The organism is Paenibacillus sp. URB8-2, assembly GCF_013393385.1.
Classification (GTDB): Bacteria; Bacillota; Bacilli; order Paenibacillales; family Paenibacillaceae; genus Paenibacillus_AQ.
The window spans coordinates 2,503,379-2,526,254 of record NZ_AP023239.1 but is presented as its reverse complement, the minus strand read 5'-3'; the positions used below and the strand labels follow the sequence as shown (position 1 = coordinate 2,526,254).

The 22,876-nt window shown below is 51.0% G+C and carries 24 protein-coding genes; 6 read left to right on the top strand and 18 right to left on the bottom strand.

From position 1 onward, the window contains the following. Window positions 1-30 precede the first annotated feature (30 nt). The 10 genes from gndA to PUR_RS11475 all read right to left on the bottom strand — a co-directional run bounded on the left by gndA (window position 31) and on the right by PUR_RS11475 (window position 8,986). Window positions 31-1,431 (bottom strand): NADP-dependent phosphogluconate dehydrogenase, encoded by a 1,401-nt coding sequence (gndA, locus tag PUR_RS11520; protein ID WP_179035356.1) that lies wholly within the window; start codon window positions 1,429-1,431, stop codon window positions 31-33. A 118-nt stretch (window positions 1,432-1,549) separates the two neighbouring features. After that, window positions 1,550-2,527 (bottom strand): 2-hydroxyacid dehydrogenase, encoded by a 978-nt coding sequence (locus PUR_RS11515; RefSeq protein ID WP_179035355.1) that lies wholly within the window; start codon window positions 2,525-2,527, stop codon window positions 1,550-1,552. A 58-nt stretch (window positions 2,528-2,585) separates the two neighbouring features. Then, window positions 2,586-3,347, bottom strand: coding sequence for a 2-dehydro-3-deoxy-D-gluconate 5-dehydrogenase KduD (kduD, locus tag PUR_RS11510; RefSeq protein ID WP_179035354.1), 762 nt, complete (start codon window positions 3,345-3,347; stop codon window positions 2,586-2,588). 78 nt (window positions 3,348-3,425) lie between these two features. Then, window positions 3,426-4,712: an MFS transporter gene (locus PUR_RS11505; RefSeq protein ID WP_179035353.1), complete on the bottom strand. Its 1,287-nt coding sequence runs from the start codon at window positions 4,710-4,712 to the stop codon at window positions 3,426-3,428. A gap of 44 nt (window positions 4,713-4,756) precedes the next feature. Then, window positions 4,757-5,233: a NanQ anomerase/TabA/YiaL family protein gene (locus tag PUR_RS11500; protein ID WP_179035352.1), complete on the bottom strand. Its 477-nt coding sequence runs from the start codon at window positions 5,231-5,233 to the stop codon at window positions 4,757-4,759. Window positions 5,234-5,301: 68 nt separating this feature from the next. Then, window positions 5,302-5,778: a NanQ anomerase/TabA/YiaL family protein gene (locus tag PUR_RS11495; protein ID WP_179035351.1), complete on the bottom strand. Its 477-nt coding sequence runs from the start codon at window positions 5,776-5,778 to the stop codon at window positions 5,302-5,304. Window positions 5,779-5,908: 130 nt separating this feature from the next. Beyond that, the gene (locus tag PUR_RS11490; RefSeq protein WP_179035350.1) at window positions 5,909-6,655 is read right to left on the bottom strand and encodes a 5-deoxy-glucuronate isomerase; all 747 of its coding nucleotides are present in this window, start codon (window positions 6,653-6,655) and stop codon (window positions 5,909-5,911) included. A gap of 167 nt (window positions 6,656-6,822) precedes the next feature. Next, the gene (locus PUR_RS11485) at window positions 6,823-7,485 is read right to left on the bottom strand and encodes a GntR family transcriptional regulator (protein WP_179035349.1); all 663 of its coding nucleotides are present in this window, start codon (window positions 7,483-7,485) and stop codon (window positions 6,823-6,825) included. Between the two features lie 74 nt (window positions 7,486-7,559). Then, window positions 7,560-8,432 (bottom strand): DMT family transporter, encoded by an 873-nt coding sequence (locus tag PUR_RS11480; protein ID WP_179035348.1) that lies wholly within the window; start codon window positions 8,430-8,432, stop codon window positions 7,560-7,562. A gap of 98 nt (window positions 8,433-8,530) precedes the next feature. Beyond that, window positions 8,531-8,986: a GH32 C-terminal domain-containing protein gene (locus tag PUR_RS11475; RefSeq protein WP_232101825.1), complete on the bottom strand. Its 456-nt coding sequence runs from the start codon at window positions 8,984-8,986 to the stop codon at window positions 8,531-8,533. Between the two features lie 198 nt (window positions 8,987-9,184). Here PUR_RS11475 and PUR_RS26035 point away from each other — a divergent pair, with 198 nt between their 5' ends. From PUR_RS26035 to PUR_RS26300, 3 genes are all read left to right on the top strand, one after another. Next, the gene (locus PUR_RS26035; RefSeq protein WP_232101824.1) at window positions 9,185-9,427 is read left to right on the top strand and encodes a hypothetical protein; all 243 of its coding nucleotides are present in this window, start codon (window positions 9,185-9,187) and stop codon (window positions 9,425-9,427) included. Between the two features lie 104 nt (window positions 9,428-9,531). Then, a complete protein-coding gene (locus tag PUR_RS11465; RefSeq protein ID WP_179035346.1) occupies window positions 9,532-11,127 on the top strand; it encodes an IS1634 family transposase in 1,596 nt (531 codons plus the stop codon). Window positions 11,128-11,381: 254 nt separating this feature from the next. Continuing rightward, window positions 11,382-11,465 (top strand): putative holin-like toxin, encoded by an 84-nt coding sequence (locus PUR_RS26300; RefSeq protein WP_269474728.1) that lies wholly within the window; start codon window positions 11,382-11,384, stop codon window positions 11,463-11,465. Between the two features lie 445 nt (window positions 11,466-11,910). Here the strand turns inward: PUR_RS26300 and PUR_RS11460 are convergent, their stop codons facing one another. The 4 genes from PUR_RS11460 to PUR_RS11445 form a co-directional block, all read right to left on the bottom strand. Further along, the gene (locus PUR_RS11460; protein WP_179035345.1) at window positions 11,911-12,363 is read right to left on the bottom strand and encodes an NUDIX domain-containing protein; all 453 of its coding nucleotides are present in this window, start codon (window positions 12,361-12,363) and stop codon (window positions 11,911-11,913) included. Between the two features lie 129 nt (window positions 12,364-12,492). Next, entirely contained in the window at window positions 12,493-12,732 is a 240-nt protein-coding gene (locus tag PUR_RS11455) for a hypothetical protein (RefSeq protein WP_179035344.1), read from the bottom strand. 341 nt (window positions 12,733-13,073) lie between these two features. Further along, window positions 13,074-13,334, bottom strand: a complete 261-nt coding sequence (locus tag PUR_RS11450) for a hypothetical protein (RefSeq protein ID WP_179035343.1) — start codon at window positions 13,332-13,334, stop codon at window positions 13,074-13,076. 60 nt (window positions 13,335-13,394) lie between these two features. Further along, window positions 13,395-14,165, bottom strand: coding sequence for an aminoglycoside adenylyltransferase domain-containing protein (locus tag PUR_RS11445; protein ID WP_179035342.1), 771 nt, complete (start codon window positions 14,163-14,165; stop codon window positions 13,395-13,397). Between the two features lie 158 nt (window positions 14,166-14,323). Here PUR_RS11445 and PUR_RS11440 point away from each other — a divergent pair, with 158 nt between their 5' ends. Next, window positions 14,324-14,755, top strand: coding sequence for a MarR family winged helix-turn-helix transcriptional regulator (locus tag PUR_RS11440; RefSeq protein WP_179035341.1), 432 nt, complete (start codon window positions 14,324-14,326; stop codon window positions 14,753-14,755). A gap of 26 nt (window positions 14,756-14,781) precedes the next feature. Beyond that, entirely contained in the window at window positions 14,782-16,590 is a 1,809-nt protein-coding gene (locus PUR_RS11435; protein WP_232101823.1) for an ABC transporter ATP-binding protein, read from the top strand. Here PUR_RS11435 and treR read toward each other — a convergent pair. The 3 genes from treR to treC all read right to left on the bottom strand — a co-directional run bounded on the left by treR (window position 16,587) and on the right by treC (window position 21,161). Then, window positions 16,587-17,303: a trehalose operon repressor gene (gene treR, locus PUR_RS11430; protein ID WP_179035340.1), complete on the bottom strand. Its 717-nt coding sequence runs from the start codon at window positions 17,301-17,303 to the stop codon at window positions 16,587-16,589. The genes PUR_RS11435 and treR overlap by 4 nt on opposite strands. Window positions 17,304-17,402: 99 nt before the next feature. After that, window positions 17,403-19,412 (bottom strand): PTS system trehalose-specific EIIBC component, encoded by a 2,010-nt coding sequence (treP, locus tag PUR_RS11425; protein ID WP_179035339.1) that lies wholly within the window; start codon window positions 19,410-19,412, stop codon window positions 17,403-17,405. Between the two features lie 48 nt (window positions 19,413-19,460). Continuing rightward, window positions 19,461-21,161 carry an alpha,alpha-phosphotrehalase gene (gene treC, locus PUR_RS11420; RefSeq protein WP_232101822.1) on the bottom strand — a complete coding sequence of 567 codons (1,701 nt, stop codon included), beginning with the start codon at window positions 21,159-21,161 and terminating at the stop codon, window positions 19,461-19,463. A 398-nt stretch (window positions 21,162-21,559) separates the two neighbouring features. On the opposite strand from treC, the gene PUR_RS11415 reads away from it, so the two are divergent. After that, window positions 21,560-21,826: a GNAT family N-acetyltransferase gene (locus PUR_RS11415; protein WP_332107944.1), complete on the top strand. Its 267-nt coding sequence runs from the start codon at window positions 21,560-21,562 to the stop codon at window positions 21,824-21,826. A gap of 153 nt (window positions 21,827-21,979) precedes the next feature. Here PUR_RS11415 and PUR_RS11410 read toward each other — a convergent pair whose 3' ends face one another. Next, window positions 21,980-22,834 carry a beta/alpha barrel domain-containing protein gene (locus tag PUR_RS11410; protein ID WP_179035338.1) on the bottom strand — a complete coding sequence of 285 codons (855 nt, stop codon included), beginning with the start codon at window positions 22,832-22,834 and terminating at the stop codon, window positions 21,980-21,982. Between the last annotated feature and the right edge of the window lie 42 nt (window positions 22,835-22,876).

Sequence of the window (22,876 nt, the reverse complement as noted above, 5' to 3'; positions counted from 1 at the left end):
GGGATGGCTTTGCCTGAAGTAGCGGCTAATCTACCATTCGGTATGGAAGACGCCCTCTTTGTCCGTTCTCTCATACGTGTGCGCGCCGAAGTAATCCCGCTGGGCCTGAAGCAGATTCGCCGGCAGCCTTTCGGTCCGGTAGCTGTCAAAATAGGAGATGGCGCTGGCGAACGCCGGAACCGAAATTCCCCGGCCGACGGCGGCGATCACGGTATCCCGCCAATCCTGCTGGTACTGCTCGATAATATGCTGAAAATAATCATCCAATAGCAAATTGGTTAAATCGGGATTATGGTCAAAGGCCTGCTTGATTTTATTCAGGAACTGCGCCCGGATAATGCAGCCGCCCCGGAATATCATGGCAATACTGCCAAGGTCCAGATTCCAGCCATATTCCTTCGACGCTTTCGCGAGCAGGCTGAAGCCTTGAGCGTAGGCGCAGATTTTGCTGACGTATAGAGCCCTTCTGATCGACTCGATGAAATCGGCGGGGATTTCGGCTTCTTTCGGAGCCGGATCGCGAAAAGCTGTGCCGGCTGTGACGCGCTCTTCTTTTAAAGCGGACAGATTACGTTCGAACACAGCGGCAGTAATGGTCGGAACAGGAACCTGGATATCGAGCGCGTTCTGGCTGGTCCATTTCCCCGTGCCCTTTTGCCCGGCGGAATCGAGAATCACATCCACCAGGTATTGCCCCGTGTCGGAGTCGATCTTCCCGAAGATGTCGGCCGTAATCTCAATCAGGTAACTGTTCAGTTCCCCTTCATTCCACTGTGCGAACGCTTGCCGGATTTCGGGCGGTGACAGATGCAGCAGCCGCTGCATCACCACATAAGCTTCGCCGATTAACTGCATGTCGGCATATTCAATCCCGTTGTGAACCATTTTGACAAAATGTCCGGCCCCGTCGCTGCCTGTGTAGGTGCAGCAGGGTTCTCCGTCGACCTTCGCCGAGATGTCGTTCAATATGGGCGCAATGAGCTGATAGGCTTCATAATTGCCGCCCGGCATAATGGAAGGCCCTTTAAGCGCGCCCTCTTCCCCTCCAGAAATACCTGTTCCGACAAAATGAATACCCCGCTCTTCCAGCTCGCGGCTTCTGCGGACCGTATCCTTATAAAAGGAATTGCCGCCGTCAACCAGCACATCCCCGCGTTCCAGATAAGGCAGCAGCTGCGCGATTGCCTCGTCTACTGGCTGACCCGCCTTCACCATCAGCAGAATTTTCCGGGGCCGCTCCAGCATCTCTGCCAAATCCTGCATGGTGTAAGCGCCCTTGATCTTCTTCTCCCCGGCCTCTGCCAGCAGATGCTCCGTCTTCTCCTTCGACCGATTGTATACGGCCACGGAATAACCGTGTTCGGCTATATTCAAGGCCAAATTCTTGCCCATGACGGCCAATCCGACAACTCCTACTTGCTGCTTGCTCATTCGCTCTCCAGCCCCCTGTTTATTAGTGGCACACTTGGACATATACACTCCGGCATAACGGAAGTCTTCCCTGGCGGCCAGCCGGAGAAGACTCCGTCAATGCAAGGCACAGGCCTGCTTAGGCCTTCACGCCAACTTCCGGATTGACGCAGGTGACCGGCGTCCCGCCGCCAAGCACCGCGAAGATGTTCCGGGCGCACAGCTCGCCCATAGCCACCCTGGCCTCCGTGGTGGAGCTGGCCACATGGGGAGCCAGCACTACATTCGGAAGCTCGGCCAGTCCCGGCGCAAGCTCCGGTTCAAATTCGAACACGTCAAGGCCCGCTCCGGCAATGACGCCCTCGCGAAGAGCGGTCACCAGCGCCTGCTCGTCGATGATAGGTCCCCGCGAATCGTTGATCAGGATGGCGCTGGATTTCATGAGGCCCAGCTCTTCCGCTCCGATCAGATGTCGGGTGGAAGGCAGCAGAGGCACATGAACGGCCACGAAATCCGATTCGCTCAGCAGGGTGTTCTTTTCTGCGAAAATCCCGCCCGTCTCCGCCTCAAAATCGGGATTCGGCCGCTGATCGGTGTACAAAATCCGCATATTGAAGCCTTGGGCGCGCTTCGCCACGGCCTTGCCGATTCGGCCGCCGCCCAATATCCCGATGGTCTTGCCGCTGACCTGGGTACCGATCAAATTCATCGGGCCCCAGTTCTTCTTGCCGGCCCGCACATACGAGTCACATTCCACAACCCGCCGTGCAGCGGACAGCAGCAGGGCAAAGGCAAAGTCGGCGGTGGCATCCGTCAGAACGTCGGGAGTATTGCTGACATAAATGCCGTGTTTTGTCGCGGCCTCGACATCAATATTGTTGTAGCCGACACCGTAGTTGGCAAAGATTTTGCAACTCGAAGCAAGCGCACGGGCCACCTCCTCATTGACTCCTACCGACACGGTCAGCACGGCGTCGAAGCCCCGGGCATTTTCAATCAGCTCTTCCGGGCTTAGGCTTCGCTCCTCGGGATTCATCACCACTTCGTATCGTTCGCGAAGCAGAGCCAGAATATTGTCCCCCAGCGGATATGTAACATAGACACGGGATTTTGACATGTTTGATCGACTCCTTTTAGAATTTTGGTATTTTGTCATTAGACAGGCCGGCCGCAAGCTATCTTGCCATCCAGCCTCCGTCCACGCATATGATCTGTCCGTGAATATAACGCGCGGCACCCGAAGCTAGAAAGACGGCAGTCCCGCCCATGTCCTCCGGCGAACCCCAGCGTTTGGACGGAATCCGGTCCATAATCTGCCCGCTGCGGACCGAATCGCCGATTAGGGCCGTATTCATCTCTGTCGCCATATAGCCGGGCGCAATGGCATTGACATTCACTCCGCGGGAGGACCATTCATTGGCCAGTGCCTTGGTCAACTGGGCAACCCCTCCCTTCGCTGCCGCATAGGCGGGTACGGTCAAGCCGCCGGAGAAGGACAGCAGAGAAGCAATATTGATGATTTTGCCCGAGCCTCTTTCGAGCATCCGCTTCCCGAACGCCTGGCACAGCATGAACACCGAGCGAAGCTGGACCTGCATCACCAGATCCCACTCTTCGATTGGAAACTGTTCCGCCGGATGGCGGCGCTGAATGCCCGCGTTGTTGACCAGAATATCCACCTGACCGAATTGCTCTACAATACTTGCGGCGAGATCTTCCCCTGTCTGCAGCTCCGCCAAATCGCAGGCGACCGCATGACAGCGGCGTCCCAGCGCTTCCACCAAAGCCAAAGTTTCCGGACACTCCCCGCTTCGCTGAACGGACACGATATCCGCTCCGGCCTTGGCCAGCGCGACCGCCATGCCCTGCCCAAGCCCTCTGTTGCCTCCAGTAACGACCGCCAGTTTTCCTTCCAGTGAAAAATCAGATAAATCCATAGTATGATTCCTCCATCTCCTGTATTTTGCGGCGGCATGAGTCCGCTGCCATCTAACCGCCGCTCTCTTTATTGAGCTTTAGGCCGCTTTTTCGCTCGTTCTGCTTTGAACCGACCGTGGCAGCGTTGCGGTAATAAGCGCAGATACGACCAGCAGACCTACAAGGCTGTATACACCTACATTATAGTTGAATACTTGAATGAGAAAGCCGACAATATAGGGTCCAAAGAATCCGCCCAGGTTCCCGAGGGCGTTGATGGCTCCCCGGGCTCCACCCGCGACTTCCTTGCTGAACAGGCGGGGAGGAATGGCCCAGAACACCACCCCTGCGGCCTTAACGAAGAATCCGGCGCCGATGAGAAAGATGTACGACAACCAAATGCTCCCGTGAATCGTTACAGACAGAAGCAGGCACAGTGCGAATCCAAGCAGCGGAATAATAACGAATTCCCTTCTTTTTCCGGTGCGGTCGGACAGGTTGGAGAACAGCAGCATGCCCGCAATACAAGCGATCCACGGCAAGCTGGACAGCAAGCCCACCATGCCCATGCCGCTGTTGGTCAATTTCTTCAGCATGGTCGGCAGCCACATGGAGAATCCGTAATCGCCCGACTGGTAGCAGAAGTTCAGGGCAATTAGCTTCCACATGGATTTGTTCGGCAGCAGATCCTTGATCGATGCCTGCTTCACCTGATTTTCCTGCTCGATCGCCAGCTGCTCTTCTTCCAGCTTGTCGACAATGTAAGCTTTCTCTTCCTTGCTGATCCATTTCGCCTGCTGCGGGCGGTCGCTGACCATTAACAGCCAGGGGATAAGCACAATCAGCGAAACAATCCCTTCAATAATAAACATTTCGCGCCAGCTGGAAAAAGAAATAATGAATCCCGAGATAGGACCGGTAATGATGGCCGCGATAGGCGCAAACATCAGCACGATGGCGTTGGCCCGGCCTCTTTCCTCATTGGGAAACCAGTTGCTGCACATCGTCAGGACAACCGGCAGCATTCCGCCCTCCGTCACACCGAGACAGAACCGAAGGATCAGGAGCTGAGTCGTATTCGTTGCCAAGCCGCTTAATATGGAGACAACGGCCCAAAACGGAATCACCCAGGCAATAAACTTTTTACCGCTGCTCTTGGCGGCGATCTGTCCGCCGGGAATTTGCAGAAACAAATATCCGAAGAAGAAGATACCCGCCGTAAAGCCGGCCATCCCCGCAGTCATGCCAAGCTCTTTGTCCATTCCGCCGGATATGGCAAAGCTTACGTTCACACGGTCCATGAACGAAATAATGCACACAATGAGCAGCGGAGGCAAAATCCGTTTCCAACGGCTGTTGGGTATGGTTCGAGTTTCGCTTTTCATCACACTGACACCCCTTGTTATAAGAAGTTATTAAGCGAATACACTTACATAATGGCTTCGTTGATCTTAATGACTACCCTGCGGATCGCTACTTTGCCGCCATGCTCCCAGATGGGCCGGTGAACATCCTCGGGGAAAAAAATCGCGTAATCTCCCGGCTCCAGCACCAGCTCCGTCTCCCTGTCGATCTGGGCGTAAAAGATCGCATCCTTGGTCTCCAGCAGCGTCTCCGTCACCGTATTCTTGCCCAAATCCACCGCAAAGCCGATTCGTTCCTTCCCCTCTACCGAGTAGTGCAATTCTACATATTTGCGGTGCACTTCCGGTCTGGCCTCCTCCTTTTCACGGGTTGTGACATCGAAGACCTGAACAAAGAAATCGTCTCCTTCAATCGGATAAATACCCGTCTCCATATGCTGAAACTCATGCTGATGCTCCTGCAAATACCGGATGGCCCGGACCACCGGCTCCGTATACTTTTTCTCGATGGCTTCTCCGGTTTCAATGTTGGAAAAGATCATGCCCGCTCACGCCTCTCTCCATTAAATTGGGGTTATCGTTACAGTCCGACAGTCGGACCGCCGCCCTGCTACAAGACAGCTGTGCTGACCTTTACGATCACCTTGCGCAAGGATGCGCCGCCTCCGTTCTGACAGCCCGGACGATGGACATCCTCGGGGAAGAAGACAGCGAACTGCCCCGGCTGCATCAGAAGCTCCATTTCATTCTCAGCCTGCTTGTAAAAAATTATGTCCTTCTCCGCCGCCAAATCCTCATCCACAGCATTGTTTCCCGTGTCTGCCGCAAACCCGATCCGCTCGTTGCCTTCTACGGAAAATTGCACATCGATATATTTGCGGTGCACCTCCGGCCGGGTATCCTCCTTCTTCTTGGTCTCCAGGTTGACGACCTGAGCGTAAATTTGCTGTCCCTCAATCGGATATACTCCGGCATCCATGGACAGAAATTGCTCCCGGTTGTCCTTCAAATACTGAAGGGCTTTGGCAATAGCCGGCGGATACTGCCGCTTCGTTTGTTCCAATGTTTCAATACTACCGAAATACATAGCTGATCCTCCCCGTATCCTCCGCCGGCATATCGTATGTTCATTTGGCCGGTTTCGGATAAATGTTTACGCTTTCAAATACTTTGCCGTTGGACTAGGCGCTGTGCAGCAACGCTTCATCCAATAACGGTTACTTGTAAAAAGGGTGATCCTCCGACGCAGCCCGGCGATCTTCTTCACTTCCCTTGGCTCCCAGGAAAAAGATATATTTCATTCGCGCGCCCGGCGACGCCACCGTGGGATGATAGCCGTTGGGAATAATGACCGCGTCGCCCGAACGGACAATCTCCGCCTGCTCCGTTCCATCCATCAGCATTCCCACATGAACGCCGAAGCCATCAGCGGGAATATCGAAATAGAAGTAGATTTCCTCCAGCGTGTCGGAATGGTGATGAGGCGGCCAGCTGGTCCAGGCTCCATCCTGCCCTGCGGTAATGCCTGTAACGATACGGCTCGCCCGGTCGGATCGGGTCAGCAGGTTCGTGATATCGCGGGTGTAGTTGTACCTCCCGTGCACTTCCTTCTCCCGGTATGCGGCGCCGTAATCGGCATAAATAAACTCCGCGTCGCTCCAAGCTTCAGCCTTCGCTATCACGAGCCTGGATTGTTCAAAGCACCCTTCAATCCTGACCGTCTGGCCGCGCGGAACATAGAGACCGTCCCCCGGCAGCAGCAAGTACTCGCTGATTGCGGACACTACCAGCAGCTTGCCCTCGATGCAGACTAGGCTTGCTTCACTGCCTTCCAGCTCAATGGTTTGCGCCCCGCCCGACGGCAAGTTCAGCACGAACAGCTCCAATACTTCCAGTTGGCTGTTCCCGGGTCCCACGACCGGGTGCAGTCCCGGCGTACTTGGCGCAGTAAATTTCAGCTCCATCTTCTCCTCCTCACAAAGGCTTGTGACTGTTTAACAACTGCCTACAACCGAATTTTAAAATGAAAGCGCATAATTGTCAACAAGTATTTCTGTCGACAACCATGGACAAAAGAAATCCCCTCTCTCAATTGGCTCAGGGGAAGCGGTTAACGTCAGAATTTTTTTCATCAGAACTCTTTTTTATCAATCCAGCTGTTATAGTGAAAGTGATTGCGAAGCGCGGCGAGAACCTCCTCATTGTTGCCTTCCTTCAGGGCGGCCACAATCTGGCGGTGCTTGTCGACCACCTGGCGCTTGTATTCAAATTCTCCCTTGTCAAACTGGCGGCGCGTTCCTACAATCAGAATCGCCCGGCACAGCTTGTCTATATTCGACCAGAACAGCTTGATGAACTTGTGGTCGATCACCTCGAACGCCTTGGTGTGGAACGCGATATCCTGGGCCGTGAACTCGTCGGCATCCTTATGGCCCAGCGCCAGCTCCATTCTGTCGACGGAAGTCTCCAGATAGCGGATAATTTGCTCCCGTCCTTCGGACGGAAGATGGCTGAGCGCAAAAGATTCCAGCATATAGCGGACATTGTAGAATTCATTGACCTCTTTTTCCGTCAGAACCTTTACGACAGCCCCCTGCTTCGTAATATCCAGCAGACCTTCGTATTCCAGATTGCGGAACGCTTCCCGCACCGGAGCGCGGCTTAATCCAAACTCGCTTGCTATCGCGGTTTCCGTCAGCTTCAGCCCATTCTGCAATTGGCCGCCAACGATCCTCATCCGCAAAATATCGGTCAGTTGCTCTCCCAACCCTATGTTAAGCTTCGGATCAATCATCAGGTTAACTCCTTAAAATACATGTCGACATACAGGTTAAGTGTATCACACCGGGCAAGGAAAGCGCTAGCTTCTTATCCTTTGCCTTTTTTCCCGGTTATGTATACCCCTGCAAACACAAGCAGCCCGCCGAGTACCTGCGCAAGCGTCACCGGATTACCGAGCAGCATGCTGAGAATGGCCGTGAACACCGTGATCAGATTCAGATATATCCCAGCCCGGCTGGCCCCGATTTCGCGGATTGACGCGTTCCAGAAAATAAACGATCCAACGGATGGAAAAATGCCGATATACAGAATGCCCATGGTTGCCCGATGGCTCAGCGGCAGATTCATGCCCGATGCGAGAAAAAACGGAAGGATCAGAATGAGCCCCAGCAGCGCGGATACCGCCGTCGCCGAGATGGGAGGCACCCCTCCCATTTTCCGTCCAAAGATCGAATACAGCGTCCAGACGAGAATCGCGGCCAGCATCAGCAAATCGCCGAGATTGTAATCAGTCTGAAAAATCAGCTGCAACTGTCCCTTGGTCAGCACCAGAAGCACGCCGAGCAGCGACACCAGCAGTCCTACACCTTTGGCAAGCGATATTCGCTCCCGGAGAAAAAAGGCAGAGAACAGCACGATCAGCGCCGGATTCATCGCATTGACGAGCGCGGCGTTCATAGAGGTCGTGAACCTCAGCGCTTCATACAGCAGGAAGTTATAGCCGACCACGCCCAGCAAGGCCATCACCAGCAAGATCCTCCACCTGGCCCAGACGCTTCTCCAGTGGGGGCGTTCCACGAGATGCGCGATCGGAAACAGCAGAAACACGGCGATCAGCCACCGCGAGAACGTCATCTGTACCGGCGTCATCTCCGCCACCACATATTTGCCGAACACATAATTCCCCGCCCAAAACAAATTAGCCAAAATTAAAAAAAGATAAGTACGATACTTGCCCATGGTCCTAAGCTCGCCTCTTTCATTCTTGTGAAAATGCAATTACATTCTTTTCATTATAATACACATGGGCAAGCGGGGTCAGCTTAAGAAACCGCCGATTAAAGATTCCAAATATCAAGCGATACTACTTCCGCCTTACCGCCGGAGCTGTACAGCTTAAGCGTTACATGATCCGGATCGGGAAAAATATTATTAGTCATGGTCAAGCGTCCATCATCCGCAAATACTTCGACCACACAAGTATCCACAAAGATGTGCAGCTTCAAAGTGTCTCTCCCTCTAAGGTCCAGTTGGCATGTCCTGACTCCCTCGCTCCATCCATCCGAGCGGCTTCGATCGAACGAAAGCTCCCCTGATTGCAGGGAATAAGTCAGGACCGTCTCTTGTTCCCCATCGTCCGAGCACCTCAGCTTTATTCCGATCGCATCCGCTTGGCAGTCTAACAAGTCAAACTCTGCGCATATTTCCAGGCAAACTCCTTGGATAGACTGGACTTCCAGTACCGTTTCACCTTCAAAGACAGTACGTTCAAGATGGAAATATTCCTTACGCAACGACTTTAATTCCTCGGCCGGAGCAAATTTCAAGAATCCCTTTTCGTTGCGGTCGAGAATAATGTATGGATCGGCCAACCGGGAGATCTGTTTCTGTTCCGTCCCCGGCAGCAGCATTCGATTCGAAAGCTGGGGAGCGAATTAGTACGTCAGCCGCACCTGCACTTTGATCTGTTCTATAAGGAGGACAGTCAGGACGTGAAGGTTTCCTTCAAGAAGCTTGAAGATATGACTGCGGATGAATTGAAGTGGATTCGAAATGATGAATTGAGCCAGCTCTCGCCTTCCCTGCGGAGCCATATCCGATTAAGGAATCCTTCTGCTATCGAAAGATTAATCTTTGAAATCATCCGGGAATTTGAAATGAAGCTGCCTTATTACGAAGTCAATATCAACGGCATGCTCCTTCAGCTGTTAACCTGCATTCCCGCGAAATTATAACGAGGATAGTGGAGAAACCTTGAAACGACGCGATTCTTCCTCAATACTTCTTGCCAATCTTCCCCATTGCACGTTATAATTATAACGTGGAATGGGGAGATCATATGCCGCTCATCTATCTGAAAAACAAGAAGAACGGGATTACATACGTCTATGAGTCCGAGAACTACTGGGACAAAACGAAGCAACAATCACGCAGTCGCCGTATTTGCATCGGCAAGCTGGACTCGCAAACGGGCGAATTGATTCCATCCAAGCGTTTGGCTGCGTCAGAACCTACCTTAAAACGTGGCCCCGTTCCCGTGACAGAGACGAAACGCTTATACGCAGGTGCGACTTACTTGCTCAGTGCCATCGGTGAAAAGTTGGAGATTACTGCAGACTTGAAGCAATGCTTTCCAAATCAGTATAGGCAAGTCCTGTCCATCGCCTTTTTTCTCATTCTGGAGGATCACAATCCGTTGCAACGGTTTTCGAAGTGGGCTTTGACTCACCGGCATCCGTACTCCAAGGATATTCCTTCCCAGCGCAGCAGCGATTTTTTTGCTTCGATCTCCGAAGAAGCCAGGGAACATTTCTTTCGGCTGCAGGGCAGGCGACGGGCAGAAAAAGAGTACTGGGCTTACGATACGACTACTCTATCTAGCTACTCGGAAAGCTTGAAACAGGTGAAATACGGAAAGAACAAGGAACATGATCCGCTTCCGCAAATGAATCTGGCCCTTCTCTTTGGCGAGCAGTCCAATCTGCCCTTCTACTACCGCAAGTTGCCAGGAAATATTTCGGATGTGCAGACCCTTAAGAATATGCTTGCGGATATGGATTTCTTTTCTTACAAAAAGATTAAGCTGGTCATGGATCGCGGCTTCTATAGTGAAGCGAATATCAATGCCATGTATCAGCAGCATTTGAAATTCCTCATTGGCGTGAAAGTGACGCTCAAATACGTGCAAGCCGAGTTGGAGACGGCCAAGTCGCAGCTTCAAAAATGGGAGAACTTCCATCCCGACCACAACTTGTATGCACACTCGGCTACGATCACTTGGAAGTATTCACAGACGCGGCCTTATAAAGGCGATGTCATCGAAGGGAAACGACGCGCTTATTTGCATCTGTATTTCAACAAAGAGAAGGAAGCTGAAGATGCCAATAAATTGAATCGGCTGCTCACCAAACTGAAAACAGAACTGGAGAGCGGAAAACGCGAGCCTGCACATGAAAAAGCGTATGCCAAATATTTTGAAGTTACTTCTACACCTAAACGGGGCATCTCCATTAAGCCTAAGCAGGAGGCGATCAATGCCGCTGCCAAGAATTACGGATATTTTGCCCTGCTTAGCAATGAGATCAAAGACCCCATCGAAGCACTCGCCGTGTATCGCAACAAGGATGTAATTGAAAAAGCCTTTGGCAACTTGAAAGAACGCCTGAATTTCCGTCGCATGGAGGTTTCTTCCGAACGAAGTCTGGATGGGAAACTATTTGTAGAGTTCATCGCACTCATCTATTTATCCTATATCAAAAAAGTGATGCAGGAGAAACAACTATTCCAGCGCTATACGATGCAGGGACTGCTTGATGAACTTGATGTGATTGAGTGTTATGAACGCCCTGGGCATGATCTGCAATTCGGTGAAATCACCAAACGCCAGATTGAACTTTACGATGCGCTGGGAGTTCCTTTGCCTACCTCGTTATAATTTGACCGGGAATTTAGGGTATAACTCCCGACAACCAAGGGGCAAATGCCCCGCAGCGTAGATGCATTGTTAAGTGATGTTACTAACTTCTTTGATTGACCCTAACAACATTTCATATCGTTCTTTTTTCATGTGTTATCGAGATTTTTAAAGGATCTAATAGTTCTTTATTCGATTTCCTATGTTATAATTTTTGAGTACAATATACGGCTATAAGGGCGGTCGGCTAGTCTCCCGGAAGGGAGGTGATGCCCATGGAGGTCAAAGATGCTCTCACCTTAATGTTCATGTTCGGCATGTTCATTTTGGCGCTTCTTACCTACATGAAAAAGAAATAGACCGCCCTGCCTAAGGTAACGGTCTATTCTCGACCTATCTTGTGTGGCCGACTGCTCTTTATGCAGTTATTGTGCTCTGGGAGTCGTGTGTCAGCACGGCTCCTTACTTATTCTTACCTCAGTATAGCTCATTTTATAACGCTTTTATAGGGGTTACTTCTTTGGATATTTATTTTTAGTTTCTAAAGTTCTTTATAGTGGTTTATTCTGCAGTAATTTCACTTAACGTTGTTGCATTCCCGACGCCGAAAGGATTAAGGTTCTCGCATTAATCCGAGCGCAGCGATTAACCCGAACCGGGTGGCTCCGCCACTTAACCTTGAAGGTGTGTCGCCTGGTTCCACTTCCCCGAAATGTCTTGGCGACCAAGGGCCGTCAGACCCGAGTGGGATTGCGGTGTTATCGGATGCCGTCTCTTCCTTGAATTCACCTTTCAAAATATCTTTTAATATGTCTTTCTAATGATTGTATGATGTCGTTCTGTCGTCTTCTTCATCTCTAAGATTTCAAATATTCCTTCAGGGTATAAGGGTTTGATTCGTAATTCATCAATTGTTTTCCATATTAACTTTATTCCTTCACATTCTTTATGCAATTTGAACTGTACAAGATCTGATTCGGTGTTAAGTTTACACCAATGAAGCAATGTACAGTCATGTCTTTGCTTTCCATCATACTCTATAATACTTTCATTTATTAATGCGAGGTCACCAACTGAAACTGTTAAATCAAATTCTTCTATCAATTCTCTAATTATTGCTTCACTTGCTGTTTCACCAAATTCGATGCTCCCACCAGGAAATCTGTAAAAGGATTCTTCTGTATCACATTGAACTAAAAATCTTGTGAATTCATGACTACAAATAATTCCTTCCGCTCTTAGTAGTGGCTTTGGCATACACTATTCATCCTTCTCCCATTATTTCTTGTATTTTGATCTTAATGGTTTATTGTCTTTATGTGTTATAGACGGTTTCCGATAACGATTTCCTATTCACGAACCCGAGCTCGCAGGGTTGTCTGCTGATTAAACTTCTCCGAAAATGCCTCGGACAGATCGGGGATCGGCATCAGCCGATCGGAGCGTGAATTCGGTATTATTAATTCTCGACTTTGTATTTTCTTCAGTTTCAAAAGCCACATAATTCGGGTACTCAGCTTCAGAAATATTAATTAATTCTGCTTGTTTCTTAAAGGATATTCTAATAATCTCTGATATGTTTTTAGCATCTTCGATACTCGCTTTGTTGATAGTAATCCTTGTCATATTTTCACCTTCTTAAGTTGAATTTCAGCTAACATCTTATTTATAAACTTCCTAAATACACTATTTAACATTATTTCGCGAAATCTTTAAACTATCCTGCCTGATCGTGTGATGAATCAATACTCAATAAGTTTAATTTTTCATCACTATTAAATTCTACGATGCAGTTTATTTTTTTAAATTCCTCTATATTATCAGGGCTTTTTATTGTCCCAAACCAACGACCTAGGTTTCTAAACAAGGACAATTATTCTATCCAACGTAAAAAAGGGCGTGCCGAACCTCCCGATTCGCACGCCATTGTCCTCATTTACCTGTCACATTCGAAATTGTTACATTATCTAATTTCCGCTCATCATGCTTCCCGCATTTTTCATCATCCCTGAACCGGATTTCATCATGGTATCCGTGCTGCTGTTATGCTGTCCGCAGGATTTATGCATATCATTTAGCTGCTGGTCGGACAGGCTCGGATGCATTTTTTTCATAAAGGGGAGCATCTGTTGAAAGGTCGCGTCGCCTCCTTCTGCGGCATATACGGCAGTCCCGATTCCGAGAGTCAGTACGATAGCGCCAATGCCGATCCACAATTTCTTCTTCATTTGAGTTCGCCTCCTTTCAAATCCATTGTATTCCTTAAATATGTAGAAAATATGAGGGGACTAACACTCATGCTCGGCCAATCGGCCGATTGCATTCATCATATACTGGGCAAAATCTGTCAATGCTTCCGCTTCCGGCTTCGCAGCCGACGGATTTCCCGCGTATTCGTTTAGTGCCATCCGGACGGTATCGCGATATTGTAAAGGCAGATTTAGTGATCCCCACTCCCCGCCTTCTTTTTTGGAAGCAACGGCACCCTCTTGCAGAAAGAATAGAACCCGGCAGAGGTTCAGCGTATAGTAGACCGGAGAATGGACAATATTGTGAGGCGCGCTCTCGATATCGGAGAGAATGGAATCAAGATAGTACTGCCTGCCGACCGGAGCAAAGGCCTCCCTGACCGGCTTTCCGTATAGGGCAACCCCCCGGTGATAAGTAACGGTAAAATGCGCCGCGAGGTCCGCATCCTCAAACCCCCCGCAAATATAATTTTCGTCCGCGCGGTATTTTTCACGGTGATAATCGGAGTAGTGAAACTCAAAAGGCGTCGGATAGACAAAATCGCTGAGACAGGACTTCAGAATAATGCTCAGCTCTATGCCGCGCCGATTCGGAAGCTCATCGTGAAGCGCAAGCAGCCTTTTGGCTATCCGCTTGTTCGTTTCCACAGACAGTTTCTCATAAGCGACTACCAGCAGATCGATATCGCTCTCGGCGGGGTTAAAGCATCCCATGGCAAGTGAACCATGCAAATAAATACCGGCCAGATTATCCGTCATTTCCTCTTTGAATAATTGTACGAGTCGATCCAAAGCATGCCGGGTATCCAAGAGTCGTTCCTCCTATACGCAAAATTTCCATCCAGATGCTTCCATTATACAAAATGGCGTTCTCTCTTCCATGTCAAAATTGTAATAGACTGCAATTTGTATTCGCTTAGTTTTTATTGTAAACTGTTTACTATGATAACTATTGAGGAGCGTTTAAAATGCACGATAATCGTCATACCGCCGAGGTCTATCATTCCTTTTTTTCCGTTGCCAGGCAGCTCAAAAGGCTCGCCCACCAAAGCGCCGCCGAAGTCGGTCTGACGGTCCATCAGCTCGATATTCTGCGGTTGATCCGCAAGGTTCCGGGGCTTACCCAGAAGGAAGTAACCGAGCGGCTCCGGGTGCCCAAGAGCAGAGTCAGCTTGCATATTGACGCCCTCGTTGAAAAAGAGCTTGCCGTACGTGAAACCTCTCCGCAGGATCGCAGGGAAACGCTGCTCCGCTCGACTTCGGCTGGTGAAGAGCTGTGCGAACGGTACGACAGGGAAGATCAATCGCGCCTGGCGCTTGACCAAGCTTTACGGCAGTTCTCGGCGGAAGAGATCGGGAGTCTGCTGGATATGCATCAACGGCTGCTGGATAAGCTGTAACCATATAAAAAAGTTGGTGATTAGATATGTCAAAATTTAGCGGACACACCATGGGGAGAATGAAATTCGACGACTCGCTGGAGAACCCCGACCTTTCCAAAGCCATGCTGCTGCGGATTTCCCGCTATTTTCTCCCCTATTGGAAACAGACGCTTGTCGTGCTGGCGATTCTGCTTGCCACCTCTGTGCTTGGATTGCTGCCGCCACTGCTCGTTCAGCAAATCGTCGACCATGCGCTTCCGGGCAAGAACTTACGGCTGCTGGTCTTTCTGGTTGTCGGCTCCCTGGCCGCGACGGTTGCATCAGGCTTGCTCGGGGTGTTCCAGAGCTATTTGAATTCTTTTATTTCGCAAAGTATCGTCTATGACATGAAAAACCAGATGTACCGCCATCTTCAGGGAATGCCGCTGCAGTTCTTCTCGAATGTGAAGCAGGGCGAGGTGATTACGCGGATGACCAGCGATATTTCGGGGATTCAAGGGGTGTTCAGCGGGACGATCGTGAATTTTGCCAGCAATCTGCTGATGCTGGTCACGACGGCGGGGACACTTTTTTGGATGAACTGGAAGCTGGCCTTGGTCAGCGTGTTCGTTGTCCCCCTGTTTGTCGCGCCTACCCGCAAGATGGGCAGCGTCCGCTGGAAGCTGGCAAAACAAACGCAGGAGAAAATCTCCGAGCAAAACCATATTATCCAAGAAACGCTCAGTCTGAGCGGCTATATGCTGATGAAGCTGTTTACCCAGGAGGACCGGGAACGGGACCGCTTCATAACCGTCAGCGCGGAAACGACACGTCTGCAAATCAAGGAATCCATGGCCGGGCGCTGGTTTATGATGCTGGTGAACACATTCGCGTCCATCGGCCCCATGCTGATTTACCTGTACGGCGGCTATCTGTTTATCCAAGGAGAGATTACAGTCGGAGCCATTATCGCCTTTGTTGCGCTGCTCGGCAGACTTTATGCTCCGGTGGGGCAGCTTACGAATTTGTATGTGGACATCAAACGGTCGGTCGCCCTGTTCGAGCGCATCTTCGATTACTTCGACATGGAGCCGCAAATCGCCGACGCTCCCGGGGCCGTCTCCTTGAACGGAGCAGGTAGCGGCATCGAATTCCGGAACGTCAGCTTTGCATATCAGCCGGATAAGCCGGCGCTGCGGGATATTTCCTTCAAGGCTGAACCGGGCACAATGACCGCCCTCGTCGGTCCGAGCGGAGCGGGAAAAACGACGATTACGAACCTCATCCCCCGGCTGTATAATGCCGATTCGGGCAGCATCCGGATTGGCGGAGCGGACATCGCTTCGATAACTTTGAAGTCCTTGCGGTCCAGCATCGGGCTGGTCACGCAGGACACTTACCTGTTTAACGGAACGATCCGCGAGAATCTCCTGTATGCGAACGAAGAAGCGACCGATGAAGAGATATTGCAGGCTTGCCAAGCGGCTTACATTCACGATTTCATCAAGGAACTTCCGGATGGCTACGACACGGTTGTGGGCAATCGGGGGATCAAGCTGTCGGGCGGAGAGAAACAGCGCATTTCCATCGCAAGGGTTCTGCTGAAGAACCCGTCGATCATCATAATGGACGAAGCGACCTCTTCCCTAGACACCGTCTCGGAATTTTATGTGCAGCAGGCGATGGCGGTTCTGCTTAAGAACAAGACCAGCATCGTCATCGCCCACCGCCTGTCCACGATTATGTCGGCGGACAACATCCTTGTCGTCAAGGAAGGCAAGGTTGTCGAGGAAGGAAAGCATGAGCAGCTATTGGAGAAGAACGGGATTTACAAGGACTTATACGATAAACAGTTTGGGAAAAAAGTCACTTAATGCGCCCTGCGGGCAAAGTCGACAAACTGGAATTTGTCTAGTCTGTGCCTTGACTCCGTATACTGAAACAGCGCCGTATCCTCCAGATACACATAATTGCGTACGACCACGACATGGGAAAGATTATTGAGGTCGAGCAGGGCCCGGTCTTCGGGCGTTGCCGGCTCGACTGATATTTCTTTTTTCGCATAGCTGATCAATAATTTCAAAGTATTCTCCAAATAATCGTAAATCGACCTTGCGGCGATTTCCGGAGTCAGTGTCCCTACCCTTTCCGGCACAAAATAATCCTTGTCGAGAATGACCCGCTCCCCTTCAATCTCGCGGGAACGGATCACTTCCCACACCGTTGTTCCCTCTTTGAGATCCAAATGCGCCGCAATGACCCGGGACGCGGGAACCTGTTCCGTTTTATGGACAAGCGTTCTTGATTTCCGGCCCATTTTCTCCGACATTTCCTTAAAGCTGATCAGGCCCGTGATGGGGAATTTCATCTTACCCAAATCGAGTACAAATGAACCTTTGCCTTTGACTTTGTGTATATATCCGTTCTGCGACAGAAGACCCAGCGCCTTGCGCACCGTTTCCCTCGAAGTTCCGTAGCTGTCGGCCAGCTCACTCTCCGATGGGATTTTGGCGCCGGCAGGTATGTCGCCATTTTGGATTTTCTCCGCGTAATCGTTATAAATGGTCCAATAAATATTGGCGCTCACCGTTTATCACCATCCTGTCTTTAGCATAACCCGAAAGATAACAAGAAGCACAGCCCCTTGGACTGCGCTTCTTTTGTTTTTATACAGGAGCCGCTTCTATTAGATACCCTGGGAGGATAAATGAACCTTCAACACGATATCCCGTCCGGAAACCGTTTCTCCAACAGACTCCTCGGTTACACGCTCCACAATGGGCTGTCCGTCCGGAATAATGATTGGAGTAATAACCGGAAGTCTGGCTTGGAGGATGGCCTCCCTGTCAAACTCGATCAGCAGCTGACCGGCCTTCACTTCATCGTCGATACCGACATGCGTCGTAAAGGGAGCTCCTTTCAGCGACACAGTGTTGATGCCGACATGAATCAGAATCTGGACGCCGGTGGCATGCTCCAGAACAATGGCATGTTTGCTCTTGATGATATGCACCACCTTGGCGTCGAACGGAGCGACAACCCGTCCATCCGAAGGCTCGATGGCAATGCCTTGCCCCATCTGCCGTTCGGCGAAAGCCGGATCGGGCACATTCTCAAGCGGCACGACCTGGCCAGCAAGCGGAGCGAGAATATCCAGCACATTGACGGCTTCCCCTGTCGAGATGACCGGAGCCGCTAGGGATACGGCTTCCGTTTCGGCTGCAGCAGCAGTCTCGGAGGAGACTTGACCCGACGTTGATCCATTGTCAGCATTAGCTCCCCCAGCCTTGCGGGAGGCTACTTTGCCATAAGCCGCTGTCAGCAGGAACGGAACGACAAGCACGATGGCCATGCCGACGAAGAAGACTCCCCACTGATTCGGAAAAATGGACAGAAAGCCGGGAATACCGCCGACACCGATCGATGATGCCAGAACGTGATTGATCGTCAGCACCAGTCCACCTATCGCGGAGCCGATCATGCCAAAGATAAACGGATATTTATAGCGGATATTGACCCCGAAAATGGCCGGTTCGGTTACTCCGAGAAATGCGGAGATAGAAGAAGTAACGGCCAGGCCCTTGGATTTCTGCTCGCGGAACACTAACAACATAGCAAGCGCCGCCGAGCCTTGGGCGATATTGGAGAGCGCCAGCATCGGCCACAGGAAGGTTCCTCCCTTGCTGCCGATAAGCTGCACGTCAACAGCCAGAAACGTATGATGCATCCCGGTCACGACCAGCAGCGCGTAAATCCCTCCGTACAGCAAGCCGCCAAGAGCAGGAAGCGTATTGAACACATGCACCAGCCCGTTCGTGATCGCGTTTCCAATTGCAAAGGTGACCGGCCCGATGATTGTAAAAGCCAGGAACCCCGTTACCAGCAGCGCCACCGGAGCGACGACGAGCAGCTTGATGGAGTCATGCACCTTCTTGTTCAGGAATCTCTCAATCCGGGCAAGTAAGTAAGCCGATACGAGGACCGGAAGCACCTGCCCTTGGTAGCCTATTTTCTCCAACTGCCAGCCGAACAGATTCCAATGCGGAATCTTGCCTTCCTGCGAGGCCTGGGCATAGGCCCATGCATTTAGCAGATCCGGATGGACGAGGATCAGGCCGAGCACGATTCCAAGCAGCGGACTACCGCCGAACCGGGTCGCGGCGGACCAGCCGATAAGCGCCGGCAGGAAGGTGAACGCGGTATTGGCGATCAGGTTGATAATGCCGGCGAAGTCCGTCCATGCCGGATATTCCTGCACCAGCGACCGGCCTTCGAAGAAGATGCCGGGGCCCGTCAAAATATTATTGATGCCGAGCAGCAAACCTGCGGTGACGATGGCAGGCAAAATCGGAATAAAGATATCCGCCAGCGTCTTAATCGCCTGCTGCAGCGGGTTTTGTTTTTTACCGGCTACCTTCTTTACGTCATCCTTGGAGGAACGCTGCCCCCCGGTGATGGCGATCATTTCATCATAAACCTTGTCCACAAGACCGGGGCCGATTACAACCTGAAATTGCCCCTGGGAGGAGAAATGCCCCTTCACCAAATCATTCTGCTCCAGCAGCTTCTGATCCACTTTCTTCTCGTCAACCAGGGCAAACCTCAATCTCGTGACACAATGCGTTGCGGCCTCGATGTTGTCCGCTCCGCCAACTGCCCGGATGATCTTCTCCACATTTGCTCTATCTACAGCCATTGGTTCTCGCTCCCTTCAAATCTATATCATATCGGAATATTATGAGATCTATCGGATAATCCACATATAGGAGGCGTAAGGGGTTAGCTCAATCCGCGCTTTCAGCTCCGGAGCCTCATTTGTATTGCTGGTCAGCAGCTCTGACGATCCGCCCTCCAAAAGCTTCGCCGCAAATGCTTCCGGGAATTCGAAGACTGCGACGCTGTCGCTGAAATTGGAAACGACCGCCACGGTTTCTCCTTCACTGATTCGCGCATAAGCGAACACCTGCGGATGTCCTTCGTCCAGACGCTCATACCGCCCGTCGGTCAGGACGTCGATTTCCTTGCGCAGCGCGATCAGCTTTTTATAATGGCTGTATACGGAATCCGGATCGTTCAGTTGGTTCTTGACGTTAATCTCGCGGTAACGTTCATCCACCTTGATCCACGGCGTTCCGGTTGTAAAGCCGGCCTGCGGACCGTCGTCCCATTGCATCGGCGTGCGTGAATTGTCACGGGACCGTTCACGGATAATATCCAGCGCCTCTTCCGGGGTCTTTCCCTGCTCCTGCAAAATGACGTACATGTTCCGGGATTCAATATCCCGCAGCTCTCCGATGTCGTTCCAGTGCGGATTCGGCATGCCGATTTCTTCACCTTGGAACACGTAAGGCGTTCCCTGAAGACCGTGCAGCGTCGTCGCCAGCATTTTGGCGCATTCCGTCCGGTACTCGCCGTCATCGGCGAATCGGGACAATGCCCGCGGCTGATCGTGGTTGTTCAGGAACAGGGCATTCCAGCCCCCCCCCTGCTGCATGCCGATCTGCCAATGCGAAAGCAGCGCTTTCAGCTGCTCGAAATCATAAGGCATCAGCTCCCATTTTCGACCGCCCGGATAATCGACCTTAAGGTGGTGGAAATTGAAGGTCATCGAGAACTCCTGTTCCTTCGGATTTGAATACCGGATACAGTGCTCCATCGTCGTCGAAGACATTTCGCCAACCGTTACGGTATCGGGCCCGAATACTCTCCGGTTCATTTCCTTAAGATACTCGTGAACCCTCGGTCCGTCCGTGTAGTATTTCCTTCCGTCTCCTGGAGGAACGCTGCCGTCGTCTTCCGGGAAGTGCTGGTCCTTGGAGATCAGGTTGATAACGTCCATCCGGAAGCCGCTGACTCCCTTGTTCGCCCAGAAGTTCATAAGCTGGTAGACTTCTTCCCTTACCTTCGGATTTTCCCAGTTCAGGTCGGCCTGCGTTTTGTCGAACAGCGTAAGAAAATACTGTCCGGTCCCTTCATCGTACTGCCAAGCGGAACCGCCGAATTTGGACTGCCAGTTGTTAGGAACGCTGCCATCCGGCTTCGGATCTTTCCATATATAATAATCACGAAACGCATTGTCCTTGGATTTCTTGGCCTCCTGAAACCATCTATGCTCCGTCGAAGAATGATTGACAACGATGTCCAGCATCAGACGCATGCCTCTGCGCCGGGCTTCAGCCGCGAGCTCGTCGAAATCCTCCATCGTGCCGAACTGCGGATCGATTTCGCAATAATCGGCTACGTCGTAACCGTTATCATTCTGCGGCGAGACATAAACCGGCTGCAGCCAAATAATGTCGATGCCAAGATCCTGCAAATAATCCAGCTTTTCGAGCAGCCCCCGGATATCACCCTGTCCGCTGCCTGTCGTATCTTTGAAGCTTTTCGGGTATACCTGATAAACCGTAGAGCGCCGCCACCACTCCTGCTTTTTTACTTCATTCACGGCCTGATCCCTCCCGCTGAATTTATAATTTCCTATAACACTTGATTATAGCGTTTTCTTAAATTGCTGCAGACAATCTGTGCATCTTCACGACAACCTGTATATACAGGTTTTTTTTCATACCCCTATACTAATCCTGTATATACAGGTTGTCAATGAAAGCGTTCAAATTTCTTCATAAAAAAACACTTCCCGGAATGCTCGTGTACCCGAAGGGTCCCTATAAGCATCCGAAAAGTGCATTTTGTCCGGGCAGAATAGTTGAGCACATAAGGTCTGATTTGATTTGAGTAGCAATGACATTTATTTATGACATCTTGAGCTGAAGGATGCAGGCTCTCTTCTTGATTTGAAACTAAGAAACCGAGATTTTTATCAACCTTTTGAGCCGATCAGGGATGAATCACATTTTACCCTTGAGGGACTACATTGATCAAATACATAACGGCAAAGGCTATGCAACAGCGGCAGTATCATTATGTTTGAAGAAGGCATTTAACGAGATCGGCTTGCATCGTGTTGAAGCTGGGGTCATGCCAAGAAACTTGCCATCGATCCGAGTGCTAGAAAAGGTAGGGTTTAGGCACGAGGGTTTGGCTAAAACATATTTAAAAATTAACGGTACGTGGGAAGACCACAAAATATTTGCAATTACTGCGGAGTGAAATACAGTAAACTAAGAACGATAGTTTAAAAAAAGCAGCGGCAGTCCAGGACTTTATGTTTGCTCCTTAAGTTGCCGCTGTGCTTTGTGCAGTTCAGTGCACTAGCCTCAATTGCTCCGGCAATTTAAATATTTCAATTTCGGACTGAGCCAGCTAACCGTTAATGGCGGTGAATACCGAACGGTAGTGGTTTCCCGGCCTGCCGCTGGCTGCAGAAACAAGATGAGTCAATTCAGACAGGGAATCCACCCTGAATCCCGTCCCAAGCTTATATAGATAGGCCATGGAAGATGCAACTTCCTCAAGAGAAGCATTGCCTGCCCTTTCGCCGATCCCTGAAATCGTCACACTGGCCAGCGCCGCTCCGCCATGAAAGGCTGACAGTGTGTTCGCAGTTGCTAAACCGAAATCGTTATGACCGTGAAATTCAACTGGCAGCGCGCAGCGCTCCGTCAAATGCCGAATCCGGCGGAACGTTTCAAAAGGGTCCAGACAGCCGACCGTGTCGGCATAGCGCAGACGCTCCGCCCCGCATCTTGCCGCCGTATCCGCATAGCGCAGCAGAAATTCGGGGTCCGCTCGGGAAGCGTCTTCTGCTCCGACAAAGGCGGTGCAGCCCAAGCTTTTGGTATATTCCAGCGCCTGACGCAGCCGTTCCAGCACCCATTCCCTGCTTTTCCGCAGTTTGTGCACGATATGCAGATCGGAAACCGGCAGCGACATATGAATATAGGAGAAGCCGCAGGAGACCGAGGCTTTGATATCATTCAAGTCCGCACGGTTCCACGCAATGAGCGCGGAGTCAAGGGACAGGCTCAGCAGCTGCCGCAGCGTTTCCCGCTCCCGTTCTCCCATAGCCGGAATGCCGGCTTCAATCCAGCGGATTCCGGTTCGGTCCAGCGCTTTTGCGATATTCACCTTCTCCTCCGACGAAAATACGACGCCCGCCGTCTGTTCACCATCCCGGAGCGTGGTATCCACCAGCTCAAATTGAACGCCCGATTGCATCCTGCTTGCTCCCCTCCTTGTTCCAAATAATGATGTATGCAT

Excerpts from the sequence above, each read along its gene's own strand:
- gndA (WP_179035356.1), bottom strand. The coding sequence starts at position 1,431 with ATGAGCAAGCAGCAAGTAGGAGTTGTCGGATTGGCCGTCATGGGCAAG.
- PUR_RS11515 (WP_179035355.1), bottom strand. The coding sequence starts at position 2,527 with ATGTCAAAATCCCGTGTCTATGTTACATATCCGCTGGGGGACAATATT.
- kduD (WP_179035354.1), bottom strand. The coding sequence starts at position 3,347 with ATGGATTTATCTGATTTTTCACTGGAAGGAAAACTGGCGGTCGTTACT.
- PUR_RS11505 (WP_179035353.1), bottom strand. The coding sequence starts at position 4,712 with ATGAAAAGCGAAACTCGAACCATACCCAACAGCCGTTGGAAACGGATT.
- PUR_RS11500 (WP_179035352.1), bottom strand. The coding sequence starts at position 5,233 with ATGATCTTTTCCAACATTGAAACCGGAGAAGCCATCGAGAAAAAGTAT.
- PUR_RS11495 (WP_179035351.1), bottom strand. The coding sequence starts at position 5,778 with ATGTATTTCGGTAGTATTGAAACATTGGAACAAACGAAGCGGCAGTAT.
- PUR_RS11490 (WP_179035350.1), bottom strand. The coding sequence starts at position 6,655 with ATGGAGCTGAAATTTACTGCGCCAAGTACGCCGGGACTGCACCCGGTC.
- PUR_RS11485 (WP_179035349.1), bottom strand. The coding sequence starts at position 7,485 with ATGATTGATCCGAAGCTTAACATAGGGTTGGGAGAGCAACTGACCGAT.
- PUR_RS11480 (WP_179035348.1), bottom strand. The coding sequence starts at position 8,432 with ATGGGCAAGTATCGTACTTATCTTTTTTTAATTTTGGCTAATTTGTTT.
- PUR_RS11465 (WP_179035346.1), top strand. The coding sequence starts at position 9,532 with ATGCCGCTCATCTATCTGAAAAACAAGAAGAACGGGATTACATACGTC.
- PUR_RS26300 (WP_269474728.1), top strand. The coding sequence starts at position 11,382 with ATGGAGGTCAAAGATGCTCTCACCTTAATGTTCATGTTCGGCATGTTC.
- PUR_RS11460 (WP_179035345.1), bottom strand. The coding sequence starts at position 12,363 with ATGCCAAAGCCACTACTAAGAGCGGAAGGAATTATTTGTAGTCATGAA.
- PUR_RS11455 (WP_179035344.1), bottom strand. The coding sequence starts at position 12,732 with ATGACAAGGATTACTATCAACAAAGCGAGTATCGAAGATGCTAAAAAC.
- PUR_RS11450 (WP_179035343.1), bottom strand. The coding sequence starts at position 13,334 with ATGAAGAAGAAATTGTGGATCGGCATTGGCGCTATCGTACTGACTCTC.
- PUR_RS11440 (WP_179035341.1), top strand. The coding sequence starts at position 14,324 with ATGCACGATAATCGTCATACCGCCGAGGTCTATCATTCCTTTTTTTCC.
- PUR_RS11435 (WP_232101823.1), top strand. The coding sequence starts at position 14,782 with ATGTCAAAATTTAGCGGACACACCATGGGGAGAATGAAATTCGACGAC.
- treP (WP_179035339.1), bottom strand. The coding sequence starts at position 19,412 with ATGGCTGTAGATAGAGCAAATGTGGAGAAGATCATCCGGGCAGTTGGC.
- PUR_RS11415 (WP_332107944.1), top strand. The coding sequence starts at position 21,560 with ATGAATCACATTTTACCCTTGAGGGACTACATTGATCAAATACATAAC.
- PUR_RS11410 (WP_179035338.1), bottom strand. The coding sequence starts at position 22,834 with ATGCAATCGGGCGTTCAATTTGAGCTGGTGGATACCACGCTCCGGGAT.